We start from the raw sequence: 25,400 nt of genomic DNA, 5'->3' as shown, positions 1-25,400 counted from the left end.
CCGACCGCTCACTGAGGGCCTGCCCCTCTCGCCGGATTGCTTCGCCACTCGCCAATAGGTCCACCGCCCCGCGCGACCGCGTCCAGCATGGTGCCGTGACGAGACGCCCGTGCGGCTCACGTTCCTCCAGGACTGGCTCCGAGTCCCCTGCGGGCTTGACATGCGTTCTGGAGGAACAACAGCCGCGCAGCCGTCACGCGACCAACGCCGCGAACCCATCCATCGGCGCAACTGCCACGACAAGGGCGATGTGTGGATCACCGCGACAGTGGGTACGTCACAGACATGAGTGACCACGACGACACCCCTCGCGCCGTCCCGTCGCGCTACGCCGACGACGCAGATAGGTCCGAGCGCGACGAGACGCCAGGGGAACGCCTCGACAGGCAGTGGAACGAACTGCTCCAGGAGCTCCGGGTCACCCAGACGGGCCTCCAACTCCTCTCGGGCTTCCTGTTGACGCTGCCGTTCCAGAACCGCTTCGCCGACCTGTCGCCCACCCTGCTGACGGTGTTCCTGGTGGCGGTCGCGACGGCGACGCTGGCCACGGCGCTCGTCGTCGGTCCGGTCGTGCTGCATCGGCACCTGTTCCAGGAGCATCGCAAGGACACCATCGTCGCCGCCGGACATGTCATGGCGAAGATCGGCCTCGGGCTGCTCGCGGCGACCATCGTGGCGGTGTCGTGGCTGACGTTCGGCTTCGTCCTCGGCCCCGAGTGGGGCCTGGTGGGCGCGGGTGCCGCCGTCGTGGTGTTCCTCGGCCTGTGGATCATCCTCCCATTCAGCCTGAGGTCTCGCCGGGACGCATGACGGCAGTCCGCTGAGGGCTCACCCCCCGGGGGAGGGCGACGGTGACGCGGAGCCGATGCTTCCCCTCGCGAGTGCCACTGCGCCGGGGCCTTGGGCCACGCGGGTGAGGGCGGCGATCTGCGAGGCCGAGAGCCCGGCGGAAGTCAAGGTTGCGGCGGTGGGCAGGCCGGCCACGGCGTCGAGGTCGAGGGTCCCGGTGGCGACGGCGTCCACCGTGACGCCGGCCGCGGTGACGTCGGTCCCAGCCACCCAGGCTGAGGTGTCGCGGTCGATGCGCCCGGCGGCCGCGACGGCGGCACCGGCCAGCGATGCGTTGTTGCGGGCGAGCACTGCGAGCTCACCCAGGGTCTGCACCGAGCCGCCGTTGTTGCCGGCGCGGGCCGAGCTGGAGGCGGCCATGAGGGCAGCGTCCACCTCTCCGCCGGATCCATCAGTGGTGGCCGACAGCACCCGGGCATCGGAGGAGACCGACAGCGTGACGGCGCCGTCGGCGAGGAGGCGCGAGTCCCTGACGAGAACCGCGGCTGACGACGACGCCACCAAGGCACCGAGAGCCCTGGCGTGTGCCTCGAGCATGATGGCGCCGCCGGCGAGCGTCGCGTCCGTGACCAGGACGGAGGCAGTGGCGCCGGATTCGCGTTCGTCGGATGCGCTCAGGGTGATCATCCCGGAGCCGGTGTTCAGGACGGTACCCGGGGTCACGGTGATCTGCCGGGCGCGGATGGTCAGCGCCGCACCGGAGTCGGTCAGGCGAATCTCGCCCGTGATCAGGACTGTGCCGCCGGCGGCGTTGACGACGATGGTGACGAGCCCGGCGGTCGGGACCGCGTGCACGACGCCGTCCTCGGCGATGAAGACCAGGTGGCCGGTCTCGGCGTCGACGCCCAGCGTTCCGCCGGTGCCGTCGAAGGTGGCTGTGTTGCCGTCGACCGCCCAGGATGCTGCGGGATCAGGGGCGGCGAGGAAGGCGGGCGGATCGTCGGAGGCCGGAGCATCGGAGCTCAGGCCCAGGGGCTCGCCGGACTCAGCGCCGTCGGCCGCCGTGTCGGCGCCAGGCTCGGGGGCGGGGTCAGGTGCAGGCTCAGGTTCGGGGGCGGGCTCCGGCGCTGGGGCGGGCTCCGGCTCAGGCAGGAACGACGAGCTCACGCCGTGGCTTTCGCCCGGCTCAAGCGTGTCGTCCATCAGAGCGGAGCTGTGACCCAGCCCGATCGCGTGGCCCACCTCGTGGCGGACCACTGTGATCAGGCTCATCCGCGACCATCCCCAGCCCGCGGCGTCGCCGTCGATGGTGATCGAGCTGCCGGACGCAGATCCCAGCCCCGTCCCGGACAGGTCGCCCACCGACGCAGAGACGCCGGAGGTGTCCGCGCCTGCGGACTCCCACTCCGACTTGGCCTGCGACAGGGCCGCCGCAAGGTCTCCGAGCTCAGGGAATCGGTGACCGGATCGTCGTCCACGGCTAAAAGAGCGGCTACTTGTTGCCTGGCGCCACATATCCGACGCGGCTCAGGTACTACACTTCGTCGTAGTTATGCCCATTTTGGCGTCTCCCGCGGCGCCCGCCCCCCGGGCACGGCATCGGCTTCTCGGCAACCTCGTCTACAGTTGCTCCACCCACCCGCCCGTTCCTGGAGGAGCTCGCATGCCTGATGCCGTCACGCGCCTGCGCGTGGCCCTCGTCGGCGGCGGTCGGCTCGGGACCGCGCTGACCACCTCGCTCCGGGAATCCGGATGGGACGTCCAGGGGCCGCTCGGGCGCGGCGCCGACCCCCGCACAGCCGGCATCGTGCTGCTGTGCGTCCCCGACGGCCAGATCGCCGACGCGGCCGCCGGCCTGACGCCTCGGGCGGACCTCCTTGTCGGGCACTGCTCCGGGGCCACGCCGCTCGACGTCCTCGGCCCCCACGAAGCCCTCGGCCTGCACCCGCTGATGGCCGTCCCGGCCTCCGGTGCCACCGTGTTCGCCGGCGCGACGGCGGCCGTCGCGGGGACCACCAGGCGTGCGCTCGAAGCCGCCACTGCGCTGGCCACGTCGCTCGGTATGACTCCTGTGGAGATCGCCGACGACGCACGCCCCGCCTACCACGCCGCGGCCTCGGTGGCCTCCAACTTCCTCCTCACCCTCGAGGACCTGGCCGAGCGGCTCGCGGCCTCGGCGGGGGTGCCGCGCGAGCGGCTGGTGCCGATGGTCCGCGCCACCGTCGACAACTGGGCCAGGGAGGGAGCGGCACCCGTGCTGACCGGGCCCGTGGCACGCGGCGACCATGGCACCGTCGCCCGTCAGCGCGCCGCCGTCGAGCAGCTGAGCCCGGCGGACCTGGACCTGTTCGACGCCATGGTCGCGGCCACCGGACGGCTCGCCGAAAGGGGACGCTGATGAGGATCGTGCGGACTGTCGCGGCGCTGCGCGAGGCGCTTACCGACGCCGGGCGGGTGGGGTTCGTGCCCACCATGGGCGCACTCCACGAGGGGCACCTGACGCTGATTTCGGCCGCCCGGGACGAGTGCGACACGGTGGTGACCTCCGTCTTCGTCAACCCCACCCAGTTCAACGACCAGACCGATCTGGCCGCCTACCCGCGCGACGAGGCCCGCGACGCCCACCTGGCCGACACCGCCGGCACGGACCTGCTCTTCGTCCCCGCCGTCGAGGAGATGTACCCGCAGGGCTACGCCACCACCGTGAGCGTCCGCGGGGTCAGCGAGCCACTCGAGGGCGCGCACCGCGGTGCTGCGCACTTCGACGGCGTGGCCACCGTGGTGGCGAAGCTGCTCATCGCCGTCGCCCCGGACGTGGCCTACTTCGGGCAGAAGGACGCCCAGCAGGTGGCCGTGGTCCGGCGCCTGGTGACGGACCTGGGGCTGCCGGTCCAGATCGCGGTCTGCGCCACGGTGCGCGAGCCCGACGGCCTGGCGATGTCCAGCCGCAACGTCCGGCTCGGCCCGGACGACAGACCCCGGGCGCTGGCGCTGAAGGCAGGGCTCGAGGCGGCTTCGGCCGCACTGGCCGGCGGCGCCGACCCGCGCGCCGCCGAGCGCGACGCGGTGGAGGAAATGCTCAGCCGCGGCGTCGAGCCGGAGTACCTCGCCGTCGTGGATCCCGATACCTTCGCCCCCGCCCAGGACCTCACCCGTCCCACCCTCGCCGTCGTCGCCGCCCGCGTGGGCGCTGTCCGGCTCATCGACAACCTGCCCATCCCGCCCGTGACCCCCAGCCAGGAGGCCCGCTGATGCACCGCACCATGTTGAAGTCCAAGATCCACCGCGCCACCGTGACCGACGCGGACCTGCACTACGTCGGCTCGATCACCGTGGACCCGGACCTGCTTGAGGCCGCCGACATCCTCGAGCACGAGCAGGTTGCCGTGGTGAACGTGGACAACGGCGCCCGCTTCGAGACCTACACGATCGCGGGCCAGCGCGGCTCCGGCCAGATGAAGGTCAACGGCGCCGCCGCCCGCCTCGTCCACCGCGGCGACACCATCATCGTCATCTCCTACGCCCAGTACGACCGCGCCGAGCTGGCCACCTACGAGCCCGTCGTCGTGCACGTCGAGGCGGGGAGCAACGCCATCATCGACATCGACGCCGAGGTCGCCACCCTGCTCACCGGACGCTGAGGCGCCGCCGTGTCAGCCCGGCCCCGCCACGGAGGCGCCCCCGCCGCCGGATCCCGCGTCACGACGTCGGACCTGGCGGACATGAAGCGCGCCGGCGAGGCGATCGTCATGGTCACGGCCTACGACTACCCGGGCGCGCTCGCGGCGGAGGAGGCCGGCGTCGACGTGGTCCTGGTGGGTGACTCGGCAGCCATGACGGTGCTCGGCTACCCCAGCACCACCGAGGTGACCGTCGACGAGATGCTGATGCTGACCGCGGCCGTGCGGCGCGGCCTGGGCGCGCCCATGCTGGTGGGAGATCTGCCCTACGGCTCGTACGAGCACAGCGACGAGCAAGCCGTGGCGACGGCGCGCCGCTTCGTCGACGAGGCTGGCTGCGACGCGGTGAAGCTGGAGGGCGGCGGGGAGGCGTCGGTGTCGCGGGTCCGCGCGATTGTCGCGGCGGGGATTCCGGTCATGGGTCACGTCGGGTTGACCCCGCAGACCGCGGCGGAGCTGGGCGGATTCAAGGCCCAGGGCCGGACCGCGGACGGTGCTCGACGGGTGGCCGCGGAGGCCCTCGCACTGCAGGACGCGGGCTGCTTCTCGATCGTGTTCGAGGCCATCCCGGCCGCGGTGGCGGAGGCGATCATGCCGTCGATGGATGCCGTCGTGATCGGCATCGGTGCGGGCCCCTCCACCGACGGGCAGGTGATGGTGTTCCACGACCTGCTGGGCATGTCGTCGGGTGGGTCGGCGCGGTTCGTCAAGCGCTACGCGGACCTGCACGGCCGGGTGGTCGACGGCATTCGCGGGTTCGCGGCCGAGGTCCGCGACGGCTCCTACCCGGCACCCGAGCACTGTTACGGCATCAACGCCGAGGAGTTGGCGGCCTTCCGCGGGAAGTCCGCCGCACACTCCGCCTCTCCCGCTGGTTGAGCCTGCCCCCCCAGCCGCTGGCTGAGGTGCCGCGCAGCGACCTGGGCCCCAACCGCTGGCTGAGGTGCCGCGCAGCGGCCTCGACCCCCAACCGCTGGCTGAGGTGCCGCGTGGAGCCTGACCCCCAACCGTTGGCTGAGGTGCCGCGTGGAGCCTGACCCCCAACCGTTGGCTGAGGTGCCGCGTGGAGCCTGACCCCCAACCGTTGGCTGAGGTGCCGCGTGGAGCCTGGACCCCAACCGTTGGCTGAGGTGCCGCGTGGAGCCTGGACCCCCAACCGTTGGCTGAGGTGCCGCGTAGCGGCCTCGAAGCCTATGAAACGAGAGCTGACAACGGACGTTTCTCAGGCTTCGAGGCTCGTCGCTTCGCTCCTCGCGCCTAGCCAGCAGGAATCGGCCGTTGTCCGCCGTCATCTCAGTGTCACTTCTGATGCCGTAGGCGACACCAGAAGTGACGGTCAGCGCTCAGAACGCTGCGATCTCCAGCTTCTTCATCCCCATCATCGCCTGGAAGGCGCCGGGACGCTCCATGAGTTCAATCATGTTCGACGGCGTCACCTGCCAGTTCACCCCGAAACGGTCCGCGCACCACCCACAGGCCTCGGCCTCGGGCACCTCGCTGAGCGCCGCCCAGTAGCGGTCGATCTCAGCCTGGTCCTCGCAGCGGATTTCCAGCGAGACGCCGGGAGTGAACGTGAAGGCGTGCTCAACCTCCGAATCCATCAGGGAGAACCACTGGCCGAGCAGCCGGACGACCGAGAACTCGACCTGCCCCGGGGAGGTCGCATCCGGCATCTCCTCCGGCACTCGGACAGCCACCTGCGAGTCTGGGAATACTGAGGTGTAGCGCTCCAGCGCCTCGCCTCCCCTGCCCTTGGCCGCGCCCGCGAACAGGAGGCAGGGCACGATGAAGGGCCTCGGCTCATCGTCGGGATCCGACAGGACGAGCTGCCAGGACACGCCGAACTTGTCCTGCACCCACCCGAATCTGCGGCTGTGAGGGTACTCGCCCAGCGGCATCAACACCTCCCCGCCGTCGGCGAGCGCGTCCCAGATCCGGTCCAACTCCTCGCGGGCGTGGTCGTCGCGCGAAGGGTCGAAGTAGAGGAAGAAGGACACCGACGGGTTCGCCCTGAACTCCGGACCGGCGTTGATCGCCCCGAAGGCGTACCCGCCCACCTCGAACTCGACGTAGAGCACGTCGCCGGCGAAGTCGCGCTGGAAGTCGGCCAGCCCTTCGGTCGGGTAGTGCTGGGTGACGGTCACGCGGGCGTCGGGCAGTACCGAACAGTAAAATGCTGCGGCGCTCGCCGCGGAGTGGTCGAACCAGAGGTTCGGGACTATCTTCTGCATCGCAACTCCCCTGTCATGAAGGACGGCCGACTCACGCCGACGACTCGGCTCGGTTGAAGGCTCGCGACACTACGCCGACTCGTCGAGCAGATCCATAAGTGTTCGCCACGAACCAAATGCGACGCCGCCAGGGGCGCGGCTTTTCACAGGCCCATTGACCCGGTGACAGGCTCGTGTTGGCATGAGCGGACTCAAACCTAGGGGGAACCATGGGAACCACCACACACCGCTTCCTGCTCTCGATCGGCGCCAGTGTCGGCGTCCTGGCCCTTGCCTCGGCAAGCCTCCCGGCCTCGGCGGTCGACCCCATCGCCTGCGGCGACGTCATCACCACCTCCACCACCCTCACCCAGGACCTGGTCTGTAGCAGCGGGAACGGACTGGAGATCGGCGCCAACGGGGTCGTTCTTGATCTGGCCGGCTTCACGCTCAGCGGCAGTCCCACGACAGGCGTCGGAGTCAACCTCGCCTACCGCGACAACGTCGTCGTCGCCAACGGCACCATCGAGGGGTTCAACGTCGGGGTGGAAATCCAGCAGTCCACTCGAGTCAGCATCAGCAAGGTCAACATCGCCACCAGGGACCGAGGAATCAACATCGGCGGGGGCGGCGGTCACCTCATCGAGAAGAATGTCATCGCCGATGTGGGGCGCGACGGAGTCCGCGTGGGCGGCGAGTCGACGGGCACCGTCGTCACGAAGAACACCGTCACCGGGGCGGTCTGGGGCATCAGCGTCACTGACAACGCCGTCGGCACCGTGGTGGAGAAGAACATCGCCACCGGCAATGAGAACATGGGCGTTGGAGCCTTCGGGGCGCCGAGCGGGACCCGGTTCCTGAAGAACGTCGTCAGCACCACCCGGGACCACGGGATCATCATCGGCGCGGGTGCCGCGAACTCCTACCTGGAGAAGAACGAGGTCTACACCAGCGGCCAGGTGGGCATCAAGGTGGAGGACTCCCGCACGACGCTCATCAAGAACATCGTGGTCAACAACGGAGGTCTGGGCATCCAGGCCCCCACCGGCGTCACCGGGTCAGGAAACCTGGCGGCCGGCAACAACGGCGGTGTGGATCCGCAGTGCACCGGCGTGGTGTGCCTGCCGTACATCTGATCCCGACGACGAAACGCAGGCAGCCACCAGATCGAAGGCCCCGGCTCCGGCCGGGGCCTTTCGGTGGGAGCCTCTTCTATAGGCATCCGTGACCACGCCGGATGGGCGACGAGAGGATCGGCAATGCGCGAGACGCACCTGCGTCAGGGACGACAGACGGTCAAGCTCGGCTTGATCAAGGTGATCCACGACCTCTTCCCGGAGGAGCGCCTGAAGACGTCCTACTCGATCCTCGAGGGCGTCTTCTGCAACCTCGTCGGCTCGGCGCTGTCCACCCGCGAGGTGCGCCAGATCGACGCCCGGCTGAAGGAATGGGCCGCCGATCCGGCGAGCATCATCACTCTTCTCGGCCGCGAGGGCGGCTACCACGTCTACCAGGTCGGAGACCACGTGGCGCGCGTCGTCTACCCCGCGCTGCAGCAGCCCAGCCAGGTGGAGCCCTTCGAGGTGATCCCCTTCGCGCACGGCTTCATCGTCGACTTCGGAGACATCGACAAGGGCGACGGCGCCCCCCTCATCCCTCCGACCCTGCTGTCGGCTGCCTACGCGGAGAGCCAGGAGTGGCTCGACCGGGTCGACGTGGAGGTGGTGGCCGACGTCAACGCCCTGATCAGCTCGGGTCGTACCAGGAAGCTCGTCAGCATTGCGGAGGCTCTCCACGAGAAGCGACTCTCCGACATCGCCGACGTGATCCTCAGCCAGCGCCGGGCGCTGCGGGTCCTGGCGATCTCGGGGCCCTCGTCGTCCGGGAAGACCACGACGACGCAGCGCCTAGCGACGCAGCTCGAGGTCAACGGGCTCAAGCCCGTTGCGCTGTCCTTGGACAACTACTTCGTCAACCGCGAGCTGACACCTGTCGACGAGGACGGCCAGTACGACTTCGAGAGCCCCGACGCGCTGGACCTGCCGCTCCTCACCCACCACCTCGCGGAGTTGGTGGACGGGCGGCCGATCGGCGCCCCCACCTTCGACTTCGTCACCGGCAGCAGGCTGCCCGGCACCACACCGATCCAGGTGGGACCATCCGAGATCCTGCTGATCGAGGGCCTCCACGCCCTCAATCCCCGGCTGGTGGAGGGAGTCAAGCGCAACGCGGTGTTCAAGGTGTACGTGAGTGCGCTGGGCGGGCTGAACATCGACCTGATGAACCGGGTCCCGACGACGGAGGTCCGGCTCCTGCGCCGAATCGTGCGGGATCACAGGACCCGCGGAATCTCGCCGGAGTTGACGATGGACCGGTGGGACAGCGTCCGGCGCGGCGAGTACGCACACGTGTTCCTGTTCCAGGAGGATGCCGACGTGATGTTCAACTCGTCCATGATGTACGAGCTCAACGCGCTCCACCCGCACGCGGAGGCCGCCTTGGCGACCATCCCGGACGCGAGCCCGCACGTCGACGCCCGGGACCGCCTGCTGAACCTGCTGACCTTCTTCGAACCCATCGGGACGGACCGGGTCCCGTCGAACTCGATCCTGCGCGAGTTCATCGGCGGCAGCATCTACGACGCCGCCACCTGAACCCTTCCCGCCGGCTGAGCGAAAGCGGTCGCTATCTGGGTGGGTAGACCAACCCAGATAGCGACCGGTACATCAGCGGATGCCCTGGAAGGCGAACCTGAACACCAACTCGCCCTCAGGAAGCCGGTACTCCGGGTGGGTCATCGCGCCCCAACTGTCGTCGCCGCCCACACCGCGACGCATGAGCGCCGGGCGCAGCACAGTCTTCTGGATCGGGGGCAGGTCCACCGGGTGGGCCGCGTTCTCGATCTCGAACGGCGTCCAGGGCAGCGCCGAGAACTCCATCGGCTCGTCGACGGCGTCGAACCGCAACCCCGCCCCGCGACCGTCAGTCACCGTCGCCCACCGCACCCCGGTGTGGCTCCCCGACTCCTGCGGCCTGATGTAGGGGGTGAGCTGCTCGGACACATCCGCCGACCACACGCCAAGGCGTGCCCCTGCGCGACGATCCACGTAGCTCTCCTCCGGACCCTCGCCGTACCAGCTGAGCCGGTTGAGCTCGGGATCAGTGACCAGCATGAGGCCGAACTCCGGCATGTCGGTCAGCCCATCCCCCGGGCGGGCCGTGAGCGTGACCTCCACGCGACCCCCACCGTCGACCCGATAGACCACATCGCACTCCCCCGCCGGACTGCTGGGCAGCTCGTAGGTGTAGCGGATCTCGACGGCGTCGCCCACCACCGTGGCGGTGGGCCCCGCCTCGCTGGCCTCGGCGTAGCGGCTTGCCAGCGCCCATTGCCCGTCCCGGAACGGCATGTTCCAGCCGCGCTCGTTGGAGGTGGGGGCGTGCCAGAAGTTGGGCTTGGGGATGCCGCGCACCAGTTCGCGGCCGCCGTCGGAGCTGAGCCCGTACCGGTACGAGACGAGCCCCCCGTACAGCTTCGAGAACAGGGCTGTGAAGTGCCGGCCGCGGACGCCGAAGTTGTGGATCCCGTCGATCAGGGTCGGTGCAGCCGGCGGCGCGACCGGGGCAGACTCGCCCGCGACCGTGAACACCGCCTGCTCCCACGACACCTCATGCCCGGCCGGAGCCCAGGACGATGCCTGGGGAAGCCGGAACGACACCTCGACGGTGTACTCGCCGGCCGCGTCGGGCAGGTCGATCGGCAGCGGGTAGCTGCGGGTCTCCCCGGGCTCCACCGATGTCTCGACGGTGGCCTCCGCCAGCACGCGACCCTCGCGCCCCAGCGTCACCACGCACTCGTAGTTCGACGTGGGCGTGAACAGCAGCCGGTTCTCCACCTCGATCGAGTCGCCCGAGATCTGGATGGCGAGACCCTGGTAGAGCTTCTTGACCTCCTGCAGCTTCGGCGACGGTGAGTGGTCCGCGAAGACGATGCCGTTGCCGCTGAACTCGGCGTCGTGCGGAGCCTCGCCGCAGTCCCCGCCGTAGCCGAAGTACTTCTTCCCGAGCCGGTCGGTGAGCGCGATGGCCTGATCCGAGAAGTCCCAGATGAACCCGCCCTGGTATAGCGGCTCGCGGTAGGCGAGGTCGATGTACTTGTCCACAGCGCCGAACGAGTTGCCCATCGTGTGCGCGTACTCGCACAGGATGTAGGGCTTGCTCCGGTTGGTGGCCAGGAATTCCTCGATGGCCGCCGCGGGGGTGTACATGGTGCTGACCACGTCGGTGGTCTCCGGGTAGCGCGGATCCCAGTGGACGCCCTCATAATGCACCGGGCGGGTGTCGAGCGCGCGGAAGTGGTCCGCCACGTCGCGCAGGTTGGTGCCGCCGAAGGACTCGTTGCCGCAGGACCACATGATGATCGAGGCGTGGTTCTTGTCCCGCTCCAGCACGTTGGTGGCCCGGTCGAGGAGGATGTCGCGCCACTCGGGCAGGTCACCGGGGACCGCACCCTCCAGCGGCACGCGCCCGCGCGCCACCGCGTCCCACATGCCGTGCGACTCGAGGTTCATCTCGTCGATGACGTAGAAGCCGTACTCGTCGGTGAGTTCGTAGAGGAACGAGTTGTTGGGGTAGTGGCTGGTGCGCACCGCGTTGATGTTGTGAGCCTTCATCAGGCGCAGATCCGCCTCGGTCTGCTCCCGCGACATCACCCGCCCCTCGAGCCCGAACTCGTGCCGGTTCACGCCGTTGAACACCACACGGCGGCCGTTGATCTTCATCACGCCGTCCTCGATGCCGAAGCGGCGGATGCCCACGCGCTGCGGGATCACCTCGACGACGGCTCCTGCCGCGTCAAGCACCTCGACCGTCAGGTCGTAGAGCTGCGGATCCTCCGCGCTCCACAGGCGGGGCTGGTCGACGGCGACCGTCAGCACCCCGTCCTCGCCCATGGTCAGGGCGCCCACCTCACCCAGGCGGGCCCGCACGGACCCCTCCCCTGCCAGCGACACGGCCAGCCGAACCTCAGCCGACGCCAGGTCCTCGGCCACCGGTGTGGTGATCCGGAGGTCCTCGGCGTGCACCCGGGGGCGGCGGTACAGCATCACGTCCCGGAAGAGGCCGGAGAACCGGTAGAAGTCCTGATCCTCGATCCAGGCCGCGCCGCTCCACTTGTACACCTGCGCCGCGAGCTTGTTCTCGCCGTCGACGAGGGCCTCGGTGAGGTCGAACTCCGACGGGGTGAACGCGTCACCGCCGTAGCCGATGTAGGTACCGTTGAGCCACACCGCGACCGTCGACTCCGCGCCCTTGAACGACACGCTCAGCCGCTCACCGTCGGCCAGGGGATGGTCGAGCGTGAAGTGGGTGACGTAGCTGCCCACCGGATTGAACTTCTGCGGGATCTCGCCCGGCCAGATGTCCTCGAGCCCGTCCCAAGGGTGCTGGACGTTGGCGTACTGCGGCCGGTCGTAGCCCTGCAGCTGGATGTGGCCGGGGACGCGGATGTCGTCCCAGGCGTCCACGTCGTAGTCAGCGGCCTCGAAGCCCGACGGTGCGAGCGTGAGGTTCTTGGCGTAGTGGAACTTCCACACCCCGTTGAGGCACTGCTCGAAACTGCTCGAGCCCAGAGACGCCTCGGCTGGGCCCGCGAACCAGCGATGGTCCGAATGCGCGGGAAGCCGGTTCTCGGCGAAGTAGGTGGGGTCTGAGATTCTGCTTGGATCGAATGTCACTTGATAGCTCCTGTGATGCCCTCGGCGAAGGCTCGCTGCAGCACGAGGAAGACAACCATCGTGGGCAGTGACGCCAACAGCACGGCGAGCATCAGCACTCCGTAGTCGGTCACGTAGCCGGCGCGCAGGTTCGAGATGAGCATCGGCATGGTCTGGAAGTTGTTGTTGATGAGGATCACCTTGGGCCACAGGAAGTTGTTCCATGCGGTCATGAAGGTGATGACGGCCGCGGCCGCCAGGGTGGACTTCATCGTGGGGAGGAAGATGCGGAAGAAGATGCTGATCTCGCTCAGCCCGTCGATCCTGGCCGCCTCGATGATCTCGTGCGGGAAGGACCGGGAGGCCTGGCGGAAGAACAGCACCAGGAACGGGGTGGCGATCGCGGGGAGGATCACCGCTCCCACCGAGTTGATCATCCCGAAGTCGGCGAACATCTGGAACAGCGGGATCATCGTGGCGGCGAAGGGGATCATCATGGCCAACAGCAGGAACCCCATCAGGCGGTCCTTGCCCTTGGAGTGGAACACCTCGAAGCCGTAGCCCGCGATGGAGCACACGAGCAGCGCCAGCACCGTGGTGCCGACGGCGTTGATGGTGGAATACCACATGGCCGAGGCCACGTCCTGCTGGGAGACCAGCGAGACGAAGTTGTCGATCAGGGCCGTGCCGGGGATCATCCGCGAGCTGAGGACGTCCTGGCTGGTGTTGGTGGCCGAGACCACCATGAAATACAGCGGAAAGACCGAAACGATCGCTGAGACGGCGAGGAAGGCGTACGAGGGCACGCGGCGCCACTGGGTCCTAGTCACGCTTGTCACCGATCCTCATCTGAATGAACGCCAGGACCGCCACCATGATCAGGATCACGTAGGACAGTGCGGCGCCGTAGCCGAAGTTGGGGTTCCTCTGGAAGGAAACCTCGTACAGGTAGTGGGACATGGTCATCGACGTGTAGGCCGGGCCACCCTGCGTCAGGTTCCAGGACTCGTCGAACAGCTGGATGGTGCCGTTGGTCGAGAGGATCGCGGTGAGCAGGATCATCGGCTTGAGCTGGGGGACGGTCACGTACCAGAAGGTCTTGAGAGAGCTGGCGCCATCGATCTTGGCGGCCTCCAGCGACGAGTAGTCGATGTTCTGCAGCGCGGCGAGGTAGAACACCATGTTGTAGCCGGTCCACCGCCACAGCAGGCCGAGGATGATCACAAAGCGGGCCGTGTCCGTCTCGCCCAGCCAGTTGACGGGCGAATCGATGAAGTTGAGCCCCATGAGCATGTCGTTGACGAGGCCGTCGTTGGCGAACATGGTGCGGAAAACCAGCGAGTATGACACCAGCGAGACCGCGCAGGGAAGGAAGATCGCCGTGCGCCACAGGCCCTTGTACCGCAAGGTCTTGTCGTTGAGCAGGTTGGCGAGCACGAGCGCGACGATCAGCATGATCGGTACCTGGATGATCAGGTAGATGAACGTGTTCTGGACGGTCAGCTTGAAGATCTCGTCGCTGAACAGGCGCTGGTAGTTGTACCAGAGGGGATCGGCGAAGCTCAGCCTGGTTCCCCGCCCTGTCTGCATTGACAGGATGAAGGCCTGGGCCATGGGCCAGAAGTTCATCCAGAGGATGAGGACCGCGGCCGGGATGAGGAAGATCCAGCCGGTGAGGTTGCGCTGCGCCTCGATGCCGAAGCGACGGCGCTTCGCGGGCGGGGAGTTCGCGTCGTCGGGTCCGGCGGTCTTGAGGACGGCCACCCGGGAGCGTTCAGTCATATGTATCAGTCCACCTTTCGCGCGGGTGGGGGCCGGTTCCAGCCGGCCCCCACCTCATTGGCTAGCGAGGAATCACTCCATTGCGAATTCGACGGCCTGCTGGGCCTCCTCGAGAGCGGTGGTCATGTCGCCACCGGCGACGATCTTGGTGAGCGCGGCGCTGACGGAGTCGCGGCCCTCGTAGTAGTAGGCGCCGGTGTTGTTGCTCGGCACCTGAGCTGCGAAGTCCAGCACCTGGGTGAAGATCGGCTCTCCACCGAAGAACTCCTGCGGCTCGGAGTACACGTCGCTGTCTGCGGCAGGCAGCCAGTTGGCCAGCGCGCCCGAGGCGGGGAGGATCGTGTCGTAGAACTCGTTGGAGCCGGCGAAGGTGGTGTTCAGGAAGTCCGCGGCGAGGTCCTTGTCCGCGTTGGCGCTGATGGCCCAGGAGGAGCCACCGTTGGCGGAGTAGTTGGTGGCGCCGTCGATGCCGTCGAACTTGGGCAGGTTGGTGATGCCCCAGAGCCCGCTCTGGTCAGGAGCGGACTGGATGGAGCCAAGGATCCACACGCCGTTGATGGTGCCGGCCACGTTGGAGTTCACAAAGGTGCCGATGTACTCGTCCCACGAGTTGACCTCGACGAAGACGCCCGAGTCCACGAGTTCCTTGTAGGTCTCGATCGATGCGATCAGCGCCTCGTTGTCCACGATGGTGGGGTTGCCCTCGTCGTCGAACAGGCTGCCGCCGGCGGACTGCAGCATCATCATGAGGAGGTCGGACGCACCCGCCAGGCCGGAGAGTAGCGGCTGGCCGGTCTTGGCCAGCACGTCCTTGCCCTTGGTGATGAACTCGTCCCACGTGATGTCGGTGAAGTCCGCGATCGTGTAGCCGGCCTCCTCGAGCACATCGGTGCGCAGCGCGGTGATGGCCGTGCCGTTGTCGAAGGGAAGACCGTAGTTGACGCCGTCGACGGTGGAGTAGGCCACGACACCCTCGGGGAACTCGCTGAAGTCCACGTCGGTGTCGGAGTAGTCGTTGAAGAGGTCCGGGTAGTTGATGACGTTCTTCTGGAACGCGTTGTTCTGCATCAGGAAGATGTCCGGCAGCTCGCCGGTCTCCTGCGACTGCGCCAGCGTGGTGAGCTTGGTCTGCAGGTCATCCCAGGGGGTCTCAATGACCTCGACCTCCACGTCGGGGTTGTCCCGCTGGTAGATCTTGGTGGCCTCTTCGAGTGCGTAGATGTTGAACGCCGGGTCCCAGGCCCACACGGTGAGCTTGCCGTCGCCGGTGTCCCCGTCGGAACCGTTGCTCCCGCTTGAACCGTTGTCTCCACCGCAGGCGGTGAGGGCCAGTGGCACCACGACGGCCATGGCCGCGAGCTTCTTCCACGAATTCATGAAAACTTCCTTGTCTGTTGTGGCGTGCACCGAGGCACGGGTCGGTGCGTCCCGGAAGGCATCCTCGCCTACGTCGGTGACCAATGTTTACGTAAACGTAGCACGTCCCCATGGGGCCGACATAGGGGGGTAGATAACGGTCTGATAACACTTGTTCACCCGCTTCGCCGGCTGCTTTCGCCCCAATGGTGACGTCAACATCTGAACCGGGCTACACTCCCGGCCATGGGGACCGTCTCGGGTCGAGGACGACGCAAGACCGGCCCGTCGATCGAAGACGTGGCCCGGCTGGCCGGCGTCTCCGCACAAACCGTGTCGCGCGTGTCGACGGGCGCGGATCCCGTGCGCCCGGAGACCAAAGCGAAGGTGATGGCCGCCATCGCTCAGCTCGGCTACTCCCCCAACCGGGCCGCCCGGGCGCTGCGCAACGGCTCCTTCGGCACCATCGGCCTCCTGGCCCACCGCTACGAGCGCACCGGCGAGGTGCTCACCACCGGCGCCGTGGTGAAGGCGGCCGACGAGGAGGGCTACACCGTCACGCTCCTCAGCATCGACGACGAGACGGCCGTCGCCGAGGACTGGGAGAGCGCGGCGCACCGCATCTCCAACCAGGCCATCGACGGCCTGGTCATCATCCGCGCAGAGGAAGCCACCCCAGAGACCCTGACTCTGCCCGCCGGAATGCCGGTGGCCGTGTCGGATTCGCGGCTTGTGGGCCACTACCCGGCGGTGATGGCGGACCAGGTGCAGGGGGCCCGCGACGCCACCCGCCACCTGTTGGGTCTCGGGCACCGGATGGTCCACCACCTGTCCGGACCGGCCGAATCGGAGCCGGCCTTGATGCGACGCGGAGCCTGGGAGCGTGCGCTCGAGGCGGCGGGCAGCCACGCGCCCCCGGTGTGGCAGGGGGATTGGACGCCTGCGTCCGGCTACGCGGTGGGGAGGAGGATCGCGCAGGACCCGGACGTGACCGCGGTGTTCGTCGCCAACGACGAAATGGCGTTCGGGTTGATCCGCGCCCTCCACGAGGCGGGGCGGCGGGTGCCTGAGGACGTCTCGGTGGTGGGGTTCGACGCGATCGCGCTGAGCGAGTTCGCGTATCCGCCGCTGACGACGGTGCGGCAGAACTTCGATCAGATCGGCCACGCGCTGGTGAAGTTGGTGCTGTCACAGATCAGGTCGACGGGTGCGATGACGCGCCACGACCGCGTCGTCGTCCCGACCGAGCTGATCGTCCGGGCCACCACCGCCCCGCCGCCCGCGCGCTGACGGAGGACGCGCACGCGGTAGGTTCGTGCACGACGAAGGGGAACCCAGATGAGCAAAGAGACACCGAGGGAAGCACGGTTGGCCGTGCTGATCGACGCCGACAACGCGCGCGCCACCCACATCGACCAGCTACTCGTCGAAGTGGCGAAGTACGGCCGCGCCTCCGTCCGGCGCGCCTACGGCGACTGGACGTCGACGCAGCTCACCTCGTGGAAGACCGAGCTGCTCCAGCACTCGATCCAACCCATCCAGCAGTTCAGCTACACCACCGGCAAGAACGCCACGGACAGTTCGCTCATCATCGACGCCATGGACCTCCTCCACGCCGGCAACCTCGACGGCTTCTGTCTGGTCTCCAGCGACAGCGACTTCACCCGCCTGGCCGCCCGGATCCGTGAGGACGGCAGGTTGGTCTACGGCTTCGGTGAACGCAAGACGCCCAAGCCCTTCGTGGCCGCGTGCGACACGTTCATCTACGTCGAGAACCTGACGACGGCGGCGCCGTCGGTCAACAAGGCTGCGACGGTGACCACCCAGAAGCTCACCACCGACGCTTTCCTGGACAAGCTCCTGGCGGAGGCCGTCAACGCGGCCGCGGGCGACGACAACTGGGCCAACCTCGGCGTGGTGGGCAGCAACCTGTCGCGGTTGGCGTCGGACTTCGACTCCCGCACCTGGGGCTTCGCCAAGCTCAAGGACCTGTTCGCGGCGCACCCCGGGTACGTCATCCAGTCCAAGCCGAACGAGGTGCTGGTCCAGCCCAAGTGACCGCTCCAGAGGCTCGACGGCGGGCTCAGCCCGGCGGGCCCCACGGATTGCGTGGTGGCTCGTTGGGTGGCGGCTCGTGGGCGGGCGGCGACTCCGGCTGCGGCGAGTCCATGTAGGACGTGTCGGCATAGTCGCGCACATCGCGCTGTGGCGGCTGGGCGGCTGACCCACCCGTCGGCGGAGGGGGCGCATAGCCGCCTGCCGGATCAGCTGGGGGTGGATACGCGGGAGCAGCCGGATAGCCCCCGGGCGGTGGCGGGTAGCCCCCGGGCGGTGGCGGGTAGCCCCCGGGCGGTGGCGGATAGCCCGGACCGGGCTGCGCCGGGCCAGACCACGGCGCGGGCCCAGGCGGAGGCGGCGCGCCGGCAGTCGTGCGCTTCCACAGAAGAAGCCCCACGACGATCCCGGCCGCCACCAGGAGCCCTGCCCCCAGCCACGGCAGCAGCGTGAGGAGCGCATTCGCCTCCTTCGCCGTCGCCCTCAGCCCTTCGGCGGACATCAGGTCCGTGGCGTTTGTCCACGTGACGGTGGTGCCGTCCACCGTGCTCGATCCGCTGTGCGAGATCACCTCACCCGGAAACGTCACCGCGACCCTGAAGTCCGTGAACATCGCAGCCGCCATCGTCGAGTCTGCGCCCGATTCCCCACTCAGCTCACTCCCAGCCATGACGAAGGTGTATTCGCCGTCCTGGTGGACGATGGTGAGCGTGTCGGACGAGCCGGCCATGGCATCGAGCGGTGCGTTGCTGGCCTCCTGCACGCAGCCGATGAAGCCCCCCTCGTTGTAGGGCGTGACCGTGACGCCGGGCTCCGCCTCACAGGACCCGTCCAGCGAGTCCGCGTACTCGTCCTGGATGGCGAGCAGCATGGTCATGTTCACGGTGTCCCGCGCGGTGATCTCGATGTCGGCGTCCAGCTTCACGCAACCGGTGACAACGAGGAGCAATGGCAGAAGAACAAGCGCCCGGGCGGGCCCCCCAAGTGGTCTCATGCACTGACCGTAGCCGTGACGTCGGTCCATTTCTCGGCCATAGGGGGTTATCCACAACCTCGCTCCCCTTGCGTGAGGTTGTTCACAGTTCGTCCCACCAGCGGAGCACCCTGATGGCGTGGAAGGTCAGCCACGGTGACGGCTCACCCTTCGGGACGTCGATGTCGAACCACACCTGGCCCTTGTAGCGCCCTCCCTGCGGCCAACGGCCGTCATCAAGCCGTGCCGCCCGGACCAGCTCGATCGCCTCGGCGGCCCTGGGGTCCGGAGGCACGCCGTCGAACTCCGATGCCTCCCGCAGGTGGTCCAGCACGTTGAGGGCGCTGTAGAACCACCGGAACGGGTAGGCAAAGTAGCCCACCCACTCACCCACCACATCGCCGGTGCTCAGCCTGTACATCAGCCGGCGTTCCAGCAGGTACTCCTGCGCCCGATGGCGTGCGGCCTTGAGCCCGTCGTGGCCGCCGACCGCCCGCTCGTACGAGAGGATCCCCCGCAGCGAGTTCAGGGTGGAGTGGAAGGAGGACCGCGTCGACCCCTCCACCCACTCGCAGTTCCAGCCCCCGTCGGCCTGCTGGTGGGCCGGGAACCAGTCGGCGATCCCGCTCACGTCGGCCCCTAGCCAGGCGCCGTTGGCCAGGGTGAACGCGTTGATGCAGCAGTCCACCTCGCCGCCCCAGTAGGGCAGGTCGTCGTACTCCCAGCGGCTGTTGGCCGCGAGCTTCTCGGCGGTCCCGGCCAGCGCCGAGGCGTCCAGACCCCACTCCCGCAGCGTGTTCAGGGTCCAGGTGGTGGCGGTGTAAGGCTGGCCCTCGTCGTCGTCGGGGTGGTTGAGCGCTCGCGGGTCCGCCCGGGTGGGGAAGTACGCCCCGCCCGCCCACTGCCCGTCGTCGTCCTGGAGTGCGAGGAGGCGCGCGCCCATCCCGCTGGTGGCGATCTGGGCGCGCGTGGCCTGCCAGACGGCGTCGGGTTCGCCGAGAAGGTCGCGTTGGACCTGCCAGCGCAGTGCCGGGTCCGTGTCGAGCAGCCAATCGATGAGTTCGGGGTCCTCAGGCATGCGATGAGCCTAGGCGCCTCTCGCGTGCACGACACGCCGTCGCGAAGGAACCTCGACGACAACTGCGGCATCGCGGGCGCACTCGCACGGCGTGTCGTGCACCCGGGAGCGACGGGGGAAGCTCACGCCAGGTGGAACTGCTCGAGGAGGAGGAACCCGCCGAGCGCCATCATGATCACGCCGCTGGCCCTGCTGACCGCCAGCGCGACGGCGGGGCGGCTACGCAGCATCACCTTGGCTGAGGCGGCCACCGCGAAGTAGACGACGGCTGTGTTGAGGAGGTGGACCCCGCCGAGCGCGAGCAGCTGCGCCCACATCGGCAGCGCGGCGTCCTCTCGGGCGAACTGTGGCAGCAGGGCGAGGAACAGCAGCACGACCTTCGGATTGAGGCCGCTCACGGCGAACCCGGCGACGGCGTTGCGCAGGGCGCCGGCGTCGCCGTCTGCATCGCCCGCACGGATCGTCGACGGCGCCACCCATGTCCGGTAGCCCAGCCACAGCAGGTAGGCCGCCCCGACGCCGGTGAGCAGCGCCAGCGCGAGCGGGAGCCGGGCCACCAGCGCCCCCACTCCCGCGGCGACGATGAGCGTCGCGAGGAGATGCCCCGCCAGCATCCCCACGACGGCGGGCGCCACGCTGCGGTGCCTCAGGCCCGCGGCGATGGCGTAGGCCCAGTCCGCCCCCGGCGTCAGCACGAACAGCATCGACACGCCCGCGAACGCCACCGCCGCACTCAGATCCATCTTGTTGCCTCTCCGTCGCCTCGACGCTACTCACGCGAGCGTCCGAAATATTTGCCACTTCTTCGTCGAACCGGCTGGACGGTGGAAGACTTCACGCCATGGACGCTATCGACAGGAAGATTCTTGCTGAGCTCGTCGAGGACGGCCGCCTTTCGCTGACCGAGCTGGCGGATCGGGTGCAGCTCAGCCTGTCGCCCTGTCATCGACGGGTGCGCAAGCTCGAGAGCGACGGCGTCATCGCCGGCTATCACGCCTCCCTGGACCCGAAGGCCCTGGGCCTCGAGTTCGAGGCGCTCCTGTTCATCACGATGCGCAGCGCGGATCACGAGACGATCGACGCCTTCGAGCGCAGCGTCCACGCCATCCCCGCCGTCGTCCAGGCGCAGCGGCTCTTCGGCGACCCCGATTACCTGCTCCGCATCCTCTGCGCCGATCTGCCGGAGTATCAGCGCCTCTGGGACGAGGGACTCTCCACCCTGCCTGGGGTGCAGAAGCTGGTCTCGACCCTGGTGATGAAGACGGTGGTGGACAACCGTCCCCCACCCCTCGGCAGGCGGTGACGGGGCACCCGGTCCAGGCCCGAACACGCGTCGGACGGTCCCAGCTCCCCCGCGCTCGGGCGTGCAGGAAGAATGGGGCCATGCAGATCTTCACCCAGACCGTCGGCCACGACGCCCCCCTCACCTGCTACGTCCAGGAGCCGAGCGCCGAGCTCGCCAACGCAGCCGTCCGCCCCGCCGTCCTCGTCCTCCCCGGCGGCGGCTACTTCATCACCTCGGACCGCGAGGCAGAGCCCATCGCGCTCGCGTACCTCGCTGAGGGCTTCAACGCCTTCGTGCTGCGCTACGCCGTCGGGCCCGAGTCGCCGTTCGAGATGTCGTTCGACGACGCGAAGGCCGCGCTGGCCTGGATCCGCGACAACTCCGCCGAGCTGCACATCGACCCCGCGAAGGTCGCCGTCGTCGGGTTCTCCGCCGGCGGGCACCTGGCCGCGAGCCTCGCCACCGCCGCCGAGGACAAGCCCGACGCGCTGGTGGCCTGCTACCCAGTGACGCTGGAGGAGTTCGGCCCGCCCGTGGGCAAGGAGATCGTCGACGTGCCCAGCCACGTCTCCGCCGACACCCCGCCCACCTTCCTGTTCAGCACCTCAGACGACACCGTCGTGCCCATCCGCAACTCGATCGCCTTCCTCGCTGCGCTGGCCGAGCATGCCGTGCCGTTCGAGTCGCACATCTATCTCCTGGGTCCGCACGGGATCAGCCTCGCCAAGCCGCTGACCGCTAGCGGACAAGGGCCGATGGTGGAGTCGTCGGTCGCGGGGTGGCTGCCGGATTCCGTGCGCTTCCTCCGCACCGTCTTCGGGGACTTCGCCGTGGAGGGCGAGCCCGAGACCTACCAGACCTTGCTCAACCGCCGTCGCGTGAGCCTGGACATGCCGCTCGGACGCCTCGTCGCCGACGAGCGCGCAGCCGACTCGCTCCGCCGGCACGCCCCGGCCCTGGCCGCCGCGATGGAGACCGACCCCTTCGTCGGGTCGGCGTCGATCCGCCAGGCGCTCGGGCATCAGCCGGGCGCGGTCTCGCCCGAAGCCCTGGCGGCGTTGGAGCGCGAGCTCGCCGAGCTCGGCTGACCGCGGTGGACATCTCTCGGGTTGATCCGGAGCTCCGCGCCCGGCTCGGCCGGATGCCCGCCATGCATCTGGAGAACCGTGTGGTCCTGGCCGCGGCAGGGCGAGTGTCGCGGGTGATCCCGGGCAAGCGGGTGGACGGAGTAAGCCGACGGATTGTTCGCCTGGGCGACGGCGCACGACTCCGGGTCTACACACCCGCGACCCCGTCGGGCGCCGGGCTGCTGTGGATCCACGGCGGCGGGCTGGTGCTGGGCGCCGCAGCCATGGACGACCGCTTCTGCGGCGACACTGCCCAGCAACTGGGGGTCGTGATCGTCTCGGTCGACTACCGCCTCGCCCCGCGACACCCCTTCCCCGCGGCCCTCGACGACGCGCATCGCGGCTGGGAGTGGCTGACGTTCCACGCCGGGCAGTTGGGCATCTCGACGGCCCGGTTGGCCGTCGGTGGACAGAGCGCCGGCGGCGGGCTGGCGGCCAGCCTGGTCCAGCGCCTGCACGACGAGGGCGCGGGTGTCGCGGCGCAGTGGCTGTTCTGCCCCATGCTCGACGACCGCACCGCGCGGGATCGCACGCGCGACGCCGAGGACCACTTCGTCTGGAACAACCGCTCCAACCTGGTGGGGTGGCGTTCCTATCTGGGCGCAGCCTTCGCGACCGACGACGTGCCGCGCTACGCAGTCGCCGCCCGGCGCGAGGACCTCTCCGGGCTGCCGCCCGCGTGGCTCTACGCCTCCGACATCGAACTGTTCCACGACGAGGTCGTCCGGTACGCGGAACGGCTCAGGGCGGCCGGGGTGGACACCACGCTGGACGTCATCTCGGGCGCGCCCCACGGGGTTGAGGCATGGGCCCCGGGCAGCGAGTTGGCCCGAGGCGTGGTCGGCCGGGCCCGGCAGTGGCTGGGCGACACCCTGGCGTAGCCAAGAGCCGTCGAGCCCCTGCCCCTTGCGCTGGGCCCGTGTCGGCGCGTACCTTATCGATGAACGTTGTTATCGAGAATCGTTAAGGAGCGGAGATGTTCGCAGGGGCAGCAGGCTTGGTAGTGGTGGCGGCGGCCCTGGTGGTCGCCCTCGTGGCCCTCATCGCGCGCGGCCGGGTGGGCGGAGGCGCGACGGCGCTACGGGTGGTGCGAGGAGGAGCTGCCGTCTATGCGGTGATCGTCCTGGTGTTGACCGTGGTCGCGGTGGTGGGCCAGGTCACGCTGGAGACGATCGAGGTGGCGCTCCCCGTCCAGACGTTCTGGCCCGTTCTCCCCGAGGGCGTCGAGATGACCCCGGGCGGCGACGCCCGCATCGTCGGCGGTGGCTTCACCGAGACGCTGTCCTCGGTGTCAGGCCTCGGCATGGGCGCCCGGGCGCTCCTCGCCGCGGGAACCCTGGTGCAGGGCCTCACCCAGCTGGCCGTCACCGCGGCGGTCTTCCTCATCGCCCACCGCCTCCTGGCCGGGGAGCCGTTCCGGCCCGTCGTGCGCAAGGCCGTGCTTCTGGCGGCCGCCGCGCTCATCGGGGGCGGCATCCTGTGGCAGGTGTGCACCGGCATCGGGGAGTCTATGGCCGCCAACGAGGTTCTCGGGGCCGTGGGGTGGAGCTGGGACGAGTCGCTGGGGATCGACGATCCCACCGTGCTCATGCCCGAACCGCGCCTCGGGATCACCATCCAGTTCTGGCCGATCTTCACCGGGTTCGCCCTCGCCGCCGTCGCGGCCGCGTTCCGCTACGGGGAGGCTCTCGAGCGCGACACCGCCGGGCTCGTCTGATGGTCCCGGCCGAGCCTGAGGAGGACACGGGCATCCACTGCCGCCTGGACGAACTGCTCGCGGATCGTGGGATGACCCTGACCCGGCTGAGCGAGCTGGTGGGGGTGAGCATGGTCAACCTCAGCATCCTGAAGAATGACCGTGCCCGGGCGGTCCGCTTCTCCACCCTGCGTGCCATCTGCCGCGTGCTGGACTGTGACGTGGGTGAGCTGCTGGTGCTCGACGGGCCGCGACGCTGACCTGGTTCCGGCGCATACTGAACACGAGGGCCCCAGCGTCGGGGCCGAGGAGGATGTGATGACCGAGTTCAGCATCAGCACCATCGATGCGCAGCAGGCGGCGGCGGTCCGGCGGAACGTGCCCGTGGCCGAGCTCACGACGGCGTTCGACACCGGCTTCTCGCAGGTGATGCGCGCAGTCACCGAGCAGGGCGCCACCGTCACCGGGCCGCCCTTCGGCTACTACCACTCGATGCCGGGGGAGACCGTCGACGTGTCGATCGGGTTCCCGGTGTCGACAACAGTCGCGGCCGGCGACGTACAGCCGTTCGAACTGCCCGGCGGGCAGGCGATCGTCGGCACCCACCAGGGTCCGTACGAGCAGCTGGAGAGCACTTACGGCGAGCTGATGACCTGGGTGAAGCTGGAGGGCATGGCGCTGGCCGAGGGGATGTGGGAGCAGTACCTCAGCGACCCAGCGGCCGAGCCCGACCCCGCGACGTGGCGGACGCTGATCGTCTGGCCGCTGGCCTGACGGCCCCGGGGTCAGGATCGCGGCAGGGGTCGCCCGCGGGCGGTAGACGGGGTGGGGGTAACATTCCGGCATGCATCCAGAGCCGCCGCGGAGCAGGGTCTACGTCCCCAGCAGCCAGCGGGTGGACGACGTCGAGCGTTGCCGGGCGCTGCTCGCGGAGGTCGGGGCGGCGCTGTGGATCACGGGCGGGGACGGCGTCCCTTCCGCGACACTGCTGCCCACCGTCTGGGGGCAGGGGCGCCTGATCGCCCACGCGTCGGCCAGCAACCCGCAGTTCGATCTCCCCGACGGCGCGGTCACGCCCTGCCGGGTAGTCATCGAAGGTGCCCACTCGTACGTGAGCCCGCGCTGGTACCCGAGCATCCAGCCGTCCGAGCACGGCGGGGATGCCCGCGGCCGGGCGGCGGGCCGCGCCGTCGGGACGTGGGACTACGAGCAGGTGCAGCTCGCGGGCTGGCTGCGTGTTCACCGCGACCCCGACCGCCTGCGCGCCGAGGTGATGGCCCAGGCCACGGCGCTGGACGCCGACCGCCTGAAGGATGTGCCGCACGCGGCAGATGCCCACCGGGGCCCCTGGTCCCGCGCCGAGGCGCCGATGGATTACACGACGGCCATGCTGAAGGGGATCGTGGGGGTGGAACTCGAGATCACCGAGGTGGTGGGCCGCTTCAAGCTTTCGCGCAACCGCACCGACGCGGACCGTGCAGGCGTCGTCGAGGGGCTCAGGGAGCGCGGCCGGGAGCGCGATCTCCGCGTGGCGGACGCCGTCGAGTCGGTGGCCCCGCTGCCCCGCGGCGGGGCCTGAGACGACCCCTCCCGGAGTGTGGCAGAGCGGACGGTCTAGCCTCCCCAGATCACCACTCACGAAACCCCTTCCCTCC

General features: G+C 69.0%; 25 protein-coding genes. 16 read left to right on the top strand and 9 right to left on the bottom strand.

The genetic code is table 11. The features are described from left to right. Window positions 1–285: 285 nt before the first annotated feature. Window positions 286–810, top strand: a complete 525-nt coding sequence (locus tag H5399_RS01625; RefSeq protein WP_182781280.1) for a DUF6328 family protein — start codon at window positions 286–288, stop codon at window positions 808–810. A gap of 18 nt (window positions 811–828) precedes the next feature. On the opposite strand, the gene H5399_RS01620 is transcribed toward H5399_RS01625, so the two are convergent. Beyond that, window positions 829–2,151, bottom strand: a complete 1,323-nt coding sequence (locus H5399_RS01620) for a hypothetical protein (RefSeq protein ID WP_182781279.1) — start codon at window positions 2,149–2,151, stop codon at window positions 829–831. Window positions 2,152–2,452: 301 nt separating this feature from the next. Between H5399_RS01620 and H5399_RS01615 the strand changes: the two genes are divergently transcribed. The 4 genes from H5399_RS01615 to panB are packed head-to-tail and all read left to right on the top strand — an operon-like array spanning window position 2,453 to window position 5,348. Beyond that, entirely contained in the window at window positions 2,453–3,187 is a 735-nt protein-coding gene (locus H5399_RS01615) for a Rossmann-like and DUF2520 domain-containing protein (protein WP_182781278.1), read from the top strand. Next, window positions 3,187–4,041 (top strand): pantoate--beta-alanine ligase, encoded by an 855-nt coding sequence (gene panC / locus H5399_RS01610; protein ID WP_182781277.1) that lies wholly within the window; start codon window positions 3,187–3,189, stop codon window positions 4,039–4,041. Before H5399_RS01615 ends, panC begins: the two co-directional genes overlap by 1 nt. Continuing rightward, entirely contained in the window at window positions 4,041–4,430 is a 390-nt protein-coding gene (gene panD / locus H5399_RS01605) for an aspartate 1-decarboxylase (protein WP_182781276.1), read from the top strand. The genes panC and panD overlap by 1 nt, the downstream gene beginning before the upstream one ends. A 9-nt stretch (window positions 4,431–4,439) precedes the next feature. Then, window positions 4,440–5,348 carry a 3-methyl-2-oxobutanoate hydroxymethyltransferase gene (panB, locus tag H5399_RS01600; protein WP_370585663.1) on the top strand — a complete coding sequence of 303 codons (909 nt, stop codon included), beginning with the start codon at window positions 4,440–4,442 and terminating at the stop codon, window positions 5,346–5,348. 464 nt (window positions 5,349–5,812) lie between these two features. On the opposite strand, the gene H5399_RS01595 is transcribed toward panB, so the two are convergent. Then, entirely contained in the window at window positions 5,813–6,700 is an 888-nt protein-coding gene (locus tag H5399_RS01595) for a VOC family protein (RefSeq protein ID WP_182781275.1), read from the bottom strand. 209 nt (window positions 6,701–6,909) lie between these two features. Between H5399_RS01595 and H5399_RS01590 the strand changes: the two genes are divergently transcribed. Both H5399_RS01590 and H5399_RS01585 read left to right on the top strand, forming a co-directional pair. Further along, a complete protein-coding gene (locus H5399_RS01590; RefSeq protein WP_182781274.1) occupies window positions 6,910–7,815 on the top strand; it encodes a right-handed parallel beta-helix repeat-containing protein in 906 nt (301 codons plus the stop codon). Between the two features lie 123 nt (window positions 7,816–7,938). Further along, window positions 7,939–9,333 (top strand): nucleoside kinase, encoded by a 1,395-nt coding sequence (locus H5399_RS01585; protein ID WP_182781273.1) that lies wholly within the window; start codon window positions 7,939–7,941, stop codon window positions 9,331–9,333. A 72-nt stretch (window positions 9,334–9,405) separates the two neighbouring features. Here the strand turns inward: H5399_RS01585 and H5399_RS01580 are convergent, their stop codons facing one another. From H5399_RS01580 to H5399_RS01565, 4 genes are all read right to left on the bottom strand, one after another. After that, window positions 9,406–12,414, bottom strand: a complete 3,009-nt coding sequence (locus H5399_RS01580; protein WP_182781272.1) for a glycoside hydrolase family 2 TIM barrel-domain containing protein — start codon at window positions 12,412–12,414, stop codon at window positions 9,406–9,408. Continuing rightward, complete coding sequence (locus H5399_RS01575; RefSeq protein ID WP_220490700.1) at window positions 12,411–13,223, bottom strand: carbohydrate ABC transporter permease; 813 nt, start codon at window positions 13,221–13,223, stop codon at window positions 12,411–12,413. Before H5399_RS01575 ends, H5399_RS01580 begins: the two co-directional genes overlap by 4 nt. Continuing rightward, entirely contained in the window at window positions 13,216–14,175 is a 960-nt protein-coding gene (locus H5399_RS01570) for a carbohydrate ABC transporter permease (RefSeq protein ID WP_182781271.1), read from the bottom strand. The genes H5399_RS01575 and H5399_RS01570 overlap by 8 nt, the downstream gene beginning before the upstream one ends. A 72-nt stretch (window positions 14,176–14,247) precedes the next feature. Continuing rightward, complete coding sequence (locus tag H5399_RS01565) at window positions 14,248–15,552, bottom strand: ABC transporter substrate-binding protein (protein WP_182781270.1); 1,305 nt, start codon at window positions 15,550–15,552, stop codon at window positions 14,248–14,250. 225 nt (window positions 15,553–15,777) lie between these two features. On the opposite strand from H5399_RS01565, the gene H5399_RS01560 reads away from it, so the two are divergent. Both H5399_RS01560 and H5399_RS01555 read left to right on the top strand, forming a co-directional pair. Next, window positions 15,778–16,821, top strand: coding sequence for a LacI family DNA-binding transcriptional regulator (locus H5399_RS01560; protein WP_182781269.1), 1,044 nt, complete (start codon window positions 15,778–15,780; stop codon window positions 16,819–16,821). A gap of 48 nt (window positions 16,822–16,869) precedes the next feature. Continuing rightward, entirely contained in the window at window positions 16,870–17,589 is a 720-nt protein-coding gene (locus tag H5399_RS01555) for an NYN domain-containing protein (RefSeq protein WP_182781268.1), read from the top strand. Window positions 17,590–17,614: 25 nt separating this feature from the next. On the opposite strand, the gene H5399_RS01550 is transcribed toward H5399_RS01555, so the two are convergent. From H5399_RS01550 to H5399_RS01540, 3 genes are all read right to left on the bottom strand, one after another. Further along, window positions 17,615–18,580 carry a hypothetical protein gene (locus tag H5399_RS01550; RefSeq protein WP_182781267.1) on the bottom strand — a complete coding sequence of 322 codons (966 nt, stop codon included), beginning with the start codon at window positions 18,578–18,580 and terminating at the stop codon, window positions 17,615–17,617. An 82-nt stretch (window positions 18,581–18,662) separates the two neighbouring features. Next, window positions 18,663–19,637: a squalene cyclase gene (locus tag H5399_RS01545; RefSeq protein ID WP_182781266.1), complete on the bottom strand. Its 975-nt coding sequence runs from the start codon at window positions 19,635–19,637 to the stop codon at window positions 18,663–18,665. Window positions 19,638–19,759: 122 nt separating this feature from the next. Continuing rightward, a complete protein-coding gene (locus tag H5399_RS01540) occupies window positions 19,760–20,380 on the bottom strand; it encodes a LysE family translocator (RefSeq protein WP_182781265.1) in 621 nt (206 codons plus the stop codon). Window positions 20,381–20,478: 98 nt separating this feature from the next. On the opposite strand from H5399_RS01540, the gene H5399_RS01535 reads away from it, so the two are divergent. From H5399_RS01535 to H5399_RS01505, 7 genes are all read left to right on the top strand, one after another. Then, window positions 20,479–20,940: an Lrp/AsnC family transcriptional regulator gene (locus H5399_RS01535; RefSeq protein ID WP_182781264.1), complete on the top strand. Its 462-nt coding sequence runs from the start codon at window positions 20,479–20,481 to the stop codon at window positions 20,938–20,940. A gap of 80 nt (window positions 20,941–21,020) precedes the next feature. Further along, a complete protein-coding gene (locus H5399_RS01530; protein ID WP_182800220.1) occupies window positions 21,021–22,010 on the top strand; it encodes an alpha/beta hydrolase in 990 nt (329 codons plus the stop codon). Window positions 22,011–22,015: 5 nt separating this feature from the next. Beyond that, window positions 22,016–22,930 (top strand): alpha/beta hydrolase, encoded by a 915-nt coding sequence (locus H5399_RS01525; protein WP_220490699.1) that lies wholly within the window; start codon window positions 22,016–22,018, stop codon window positions 22,928–22,930. A 95-nt stretch (window positions 22,931–23,025) separates the two neighbouring features. Further along, the gene (locus H5399_RS01520) at window positions 23,026–23,766 is read left to right on the top strand and encodes a hypothetical protein (RefSeq protein WP_182781263.1); all 741 of its coding nucleotides are present in this window, start codon (window positions 23,026–23,028) and stop codon (window positions 23,764–23,766) included. Beyond that, a complete protein-coding gene (locus H5399_RS01515; protein ID WP_182781262.1) occupies window positions 23,766–24,005 on the top strand; it encodes a helix-turn-helix transcriptional regulator in 240 nt (79 codons plus the stop codon). Before H5399_RS01520 ends, H5399_RS01515 begins: the two co-directional genes overlap by 1 nt. A 58-nt stretch (window positions 24,006–24,063) precedes the next feature. After that, the gene (locus H5399_RS01510; protein ID WP_182781261.1) at window positions 24,064–24,519 is read left to right on the top strand and encodes a GyrI-like domain-containing protein; all 456 of its coding nucleotides are present in this window, start codon (window positions 24,064–24,066) and stop codon (window positions 24,517–24,519) included. Between the two features lie 70 nt (window positions 24,520–24,589). Further along, window positions 24,590–25,324, top strand: a complete 735-nt coding sequence (locus H5399_RS01505; protein ID WP_182781260.1) for an FMN-binding negative transcriptional regulator — start codon at window positions 24,590–24,592, stop codon at window positions 25,322–25,324. Window positions 25,325–25,400: the final 76 nt, after the last annotated feature.

Origin of the sequence: Tessaracoccus sp. MC1627, assembly GCF_014164725.1 — a bacterium.
Lineage (GTDB): Bacteria > Actinomycetota > Actinomycetes > Propionibacteriales > Propionibacteriaceae > Arachnia.
Note: the sequence above shows the minus strand (reverse complement) of the source record. Positions and strands in the feature narration are given on the sequence as shown.

Bases quoted from the DNA above. Each gene is read 5' to 3' on its own strand.
- H5399_RS01625 (WP_182781280.1), top strand. From the start codon at position 286: ATGAGTGACCACGACGACACCCCTCGCGCCGTCCCGTCGCGCTACGCC.
- H5399_RS01615 (WP_182781278.1), top strand. From the start codon at position 2,453: ATGCCTGATGCCGTCACGCGCCTGCGCGTGGCCCTCGTCGGCGGCGGT.
- panC (WP_182781277.1), top strand. From the start codon at position 3,187: ATGAGGATCGTGCGGACTGTCGCGGCGCTGCGCGAGGCGCTTACCGAC.
- panD (WP_182781276.1), top strand. From the start codon at position 4,041: ATGCACCGCACCATGTTGAAGTCCAAGATCCACCGCGCCACCGTGACC.
- H5399_RS01595 (WP_182781275.1), bottom strand. From the start codon at position 6,700: ATGCAGAAGATAGTCCCGAACCTCTGGTTCGACCACTCCGCGGCGAGC.
- H5399_RS01590 (WP_182781274.1), top strand. From the start codon at position 6,910: ATGGGAACCACCACACACCGCTTCCTGCTCTCGATCGGCGCCAGTGTC.
- H5399_RS01585 (WP_182781273.1), top strand. From the start codon at position 7,939: ATGCGCGAGACGCACCTGCGTCAGGGACGACAGACGGTCAAGCTCGGC.
- H5399_RS01570 (WP_182781271.1), bottom strand. From the start codon at position 14,175: ATGACTGAACGCTCCCGGGTGGCCGTCCTCAAGACCGCCGGACCCGAC.
- H5399_RS01565 (WP_182781270.1), bottom strand. From the start codon at position 15,552: ATGAATTCGTGGAAGAAGCTCGCGGCCATGGCCGTCGTGGTGCCACTG.
- H5399_RS01560 (WP_182781269.1), top strand. From the start codon at position 15,778: ATGGGGACCGTCTCGGGTCGAGGACGACGCAAGACCGGCCCGTCGATC.
- H5399_RS01555 (WP_182781268.1), top strand. From the start codon at position 16,870: ATGAGCAAAGAGACACCGAGGGAAGCACGGTTGGCCGTGCTGATCGAC.
- H5399_RS01550 (WP_182781267.1), bottom strand. From the start codon at position 18,580: ATGAGACCACTTGGGGGGCCCGCCCGGGCGCTTGTTCTTCTGCCATTG.
- H5399_RS01545 (WP_182781266.1), bottom strand. From the start codon at position 19,637: ATGCCTGAGGACCCCGAACTCATCGATTGGCTGCTCGACACGGACCCG.
- H5399_RS01540 (WP_182781265.1), bottom strand. From the start codon at position 20,380: ATGGATCTGAGTGCGGCGGTGGCGTTCGCGGGCGTGTCGATGCTGTTC.
- H5399_RS01535 (WP_182781264.1), top strand. From the start codon at position 20,479: ATGGACGCTATCGACAGGAAGATTCTTGCTGAGCTCGTCGAGGACGGC.
- H5399_RS01530 (WP_182800220.1), top strand. From the start codon at position 21,021: ATGCAGATCTTCACCCAGACCGTCGGCCACGACGCCCCCCTCACCTGC.
- H5399_RS01520 (WP_182781263.1), top strand. From the start codon at position 23,026: ATGTTCGCAGGGGCAGCAGGCTTGGTAGTGGTGGCGGCGGCCCTGGTG.
- H5399_RS01515 (WP_182781262.1), top strand. From the start codon at position 23,766: ATGGTCCCGGCCGAGCCTGAGGAGGACACGGGCATCCACTGCCGCCTG.
- H5399_RS01510 (WP_182781261.1), top strand. From the start codon at position 24,064: ATGACCGAGTTCAGCATCAGCACCATCGATGCGCAGCAGGCGGCGGCG.
- H5399_RS01505 (WP_182781260.1), top strand. From the start codon at position 24,590: ATGCATCCAGAGCCGCCGCGGAGCAGGGTCTACGTCCCCAGCAGCCAG.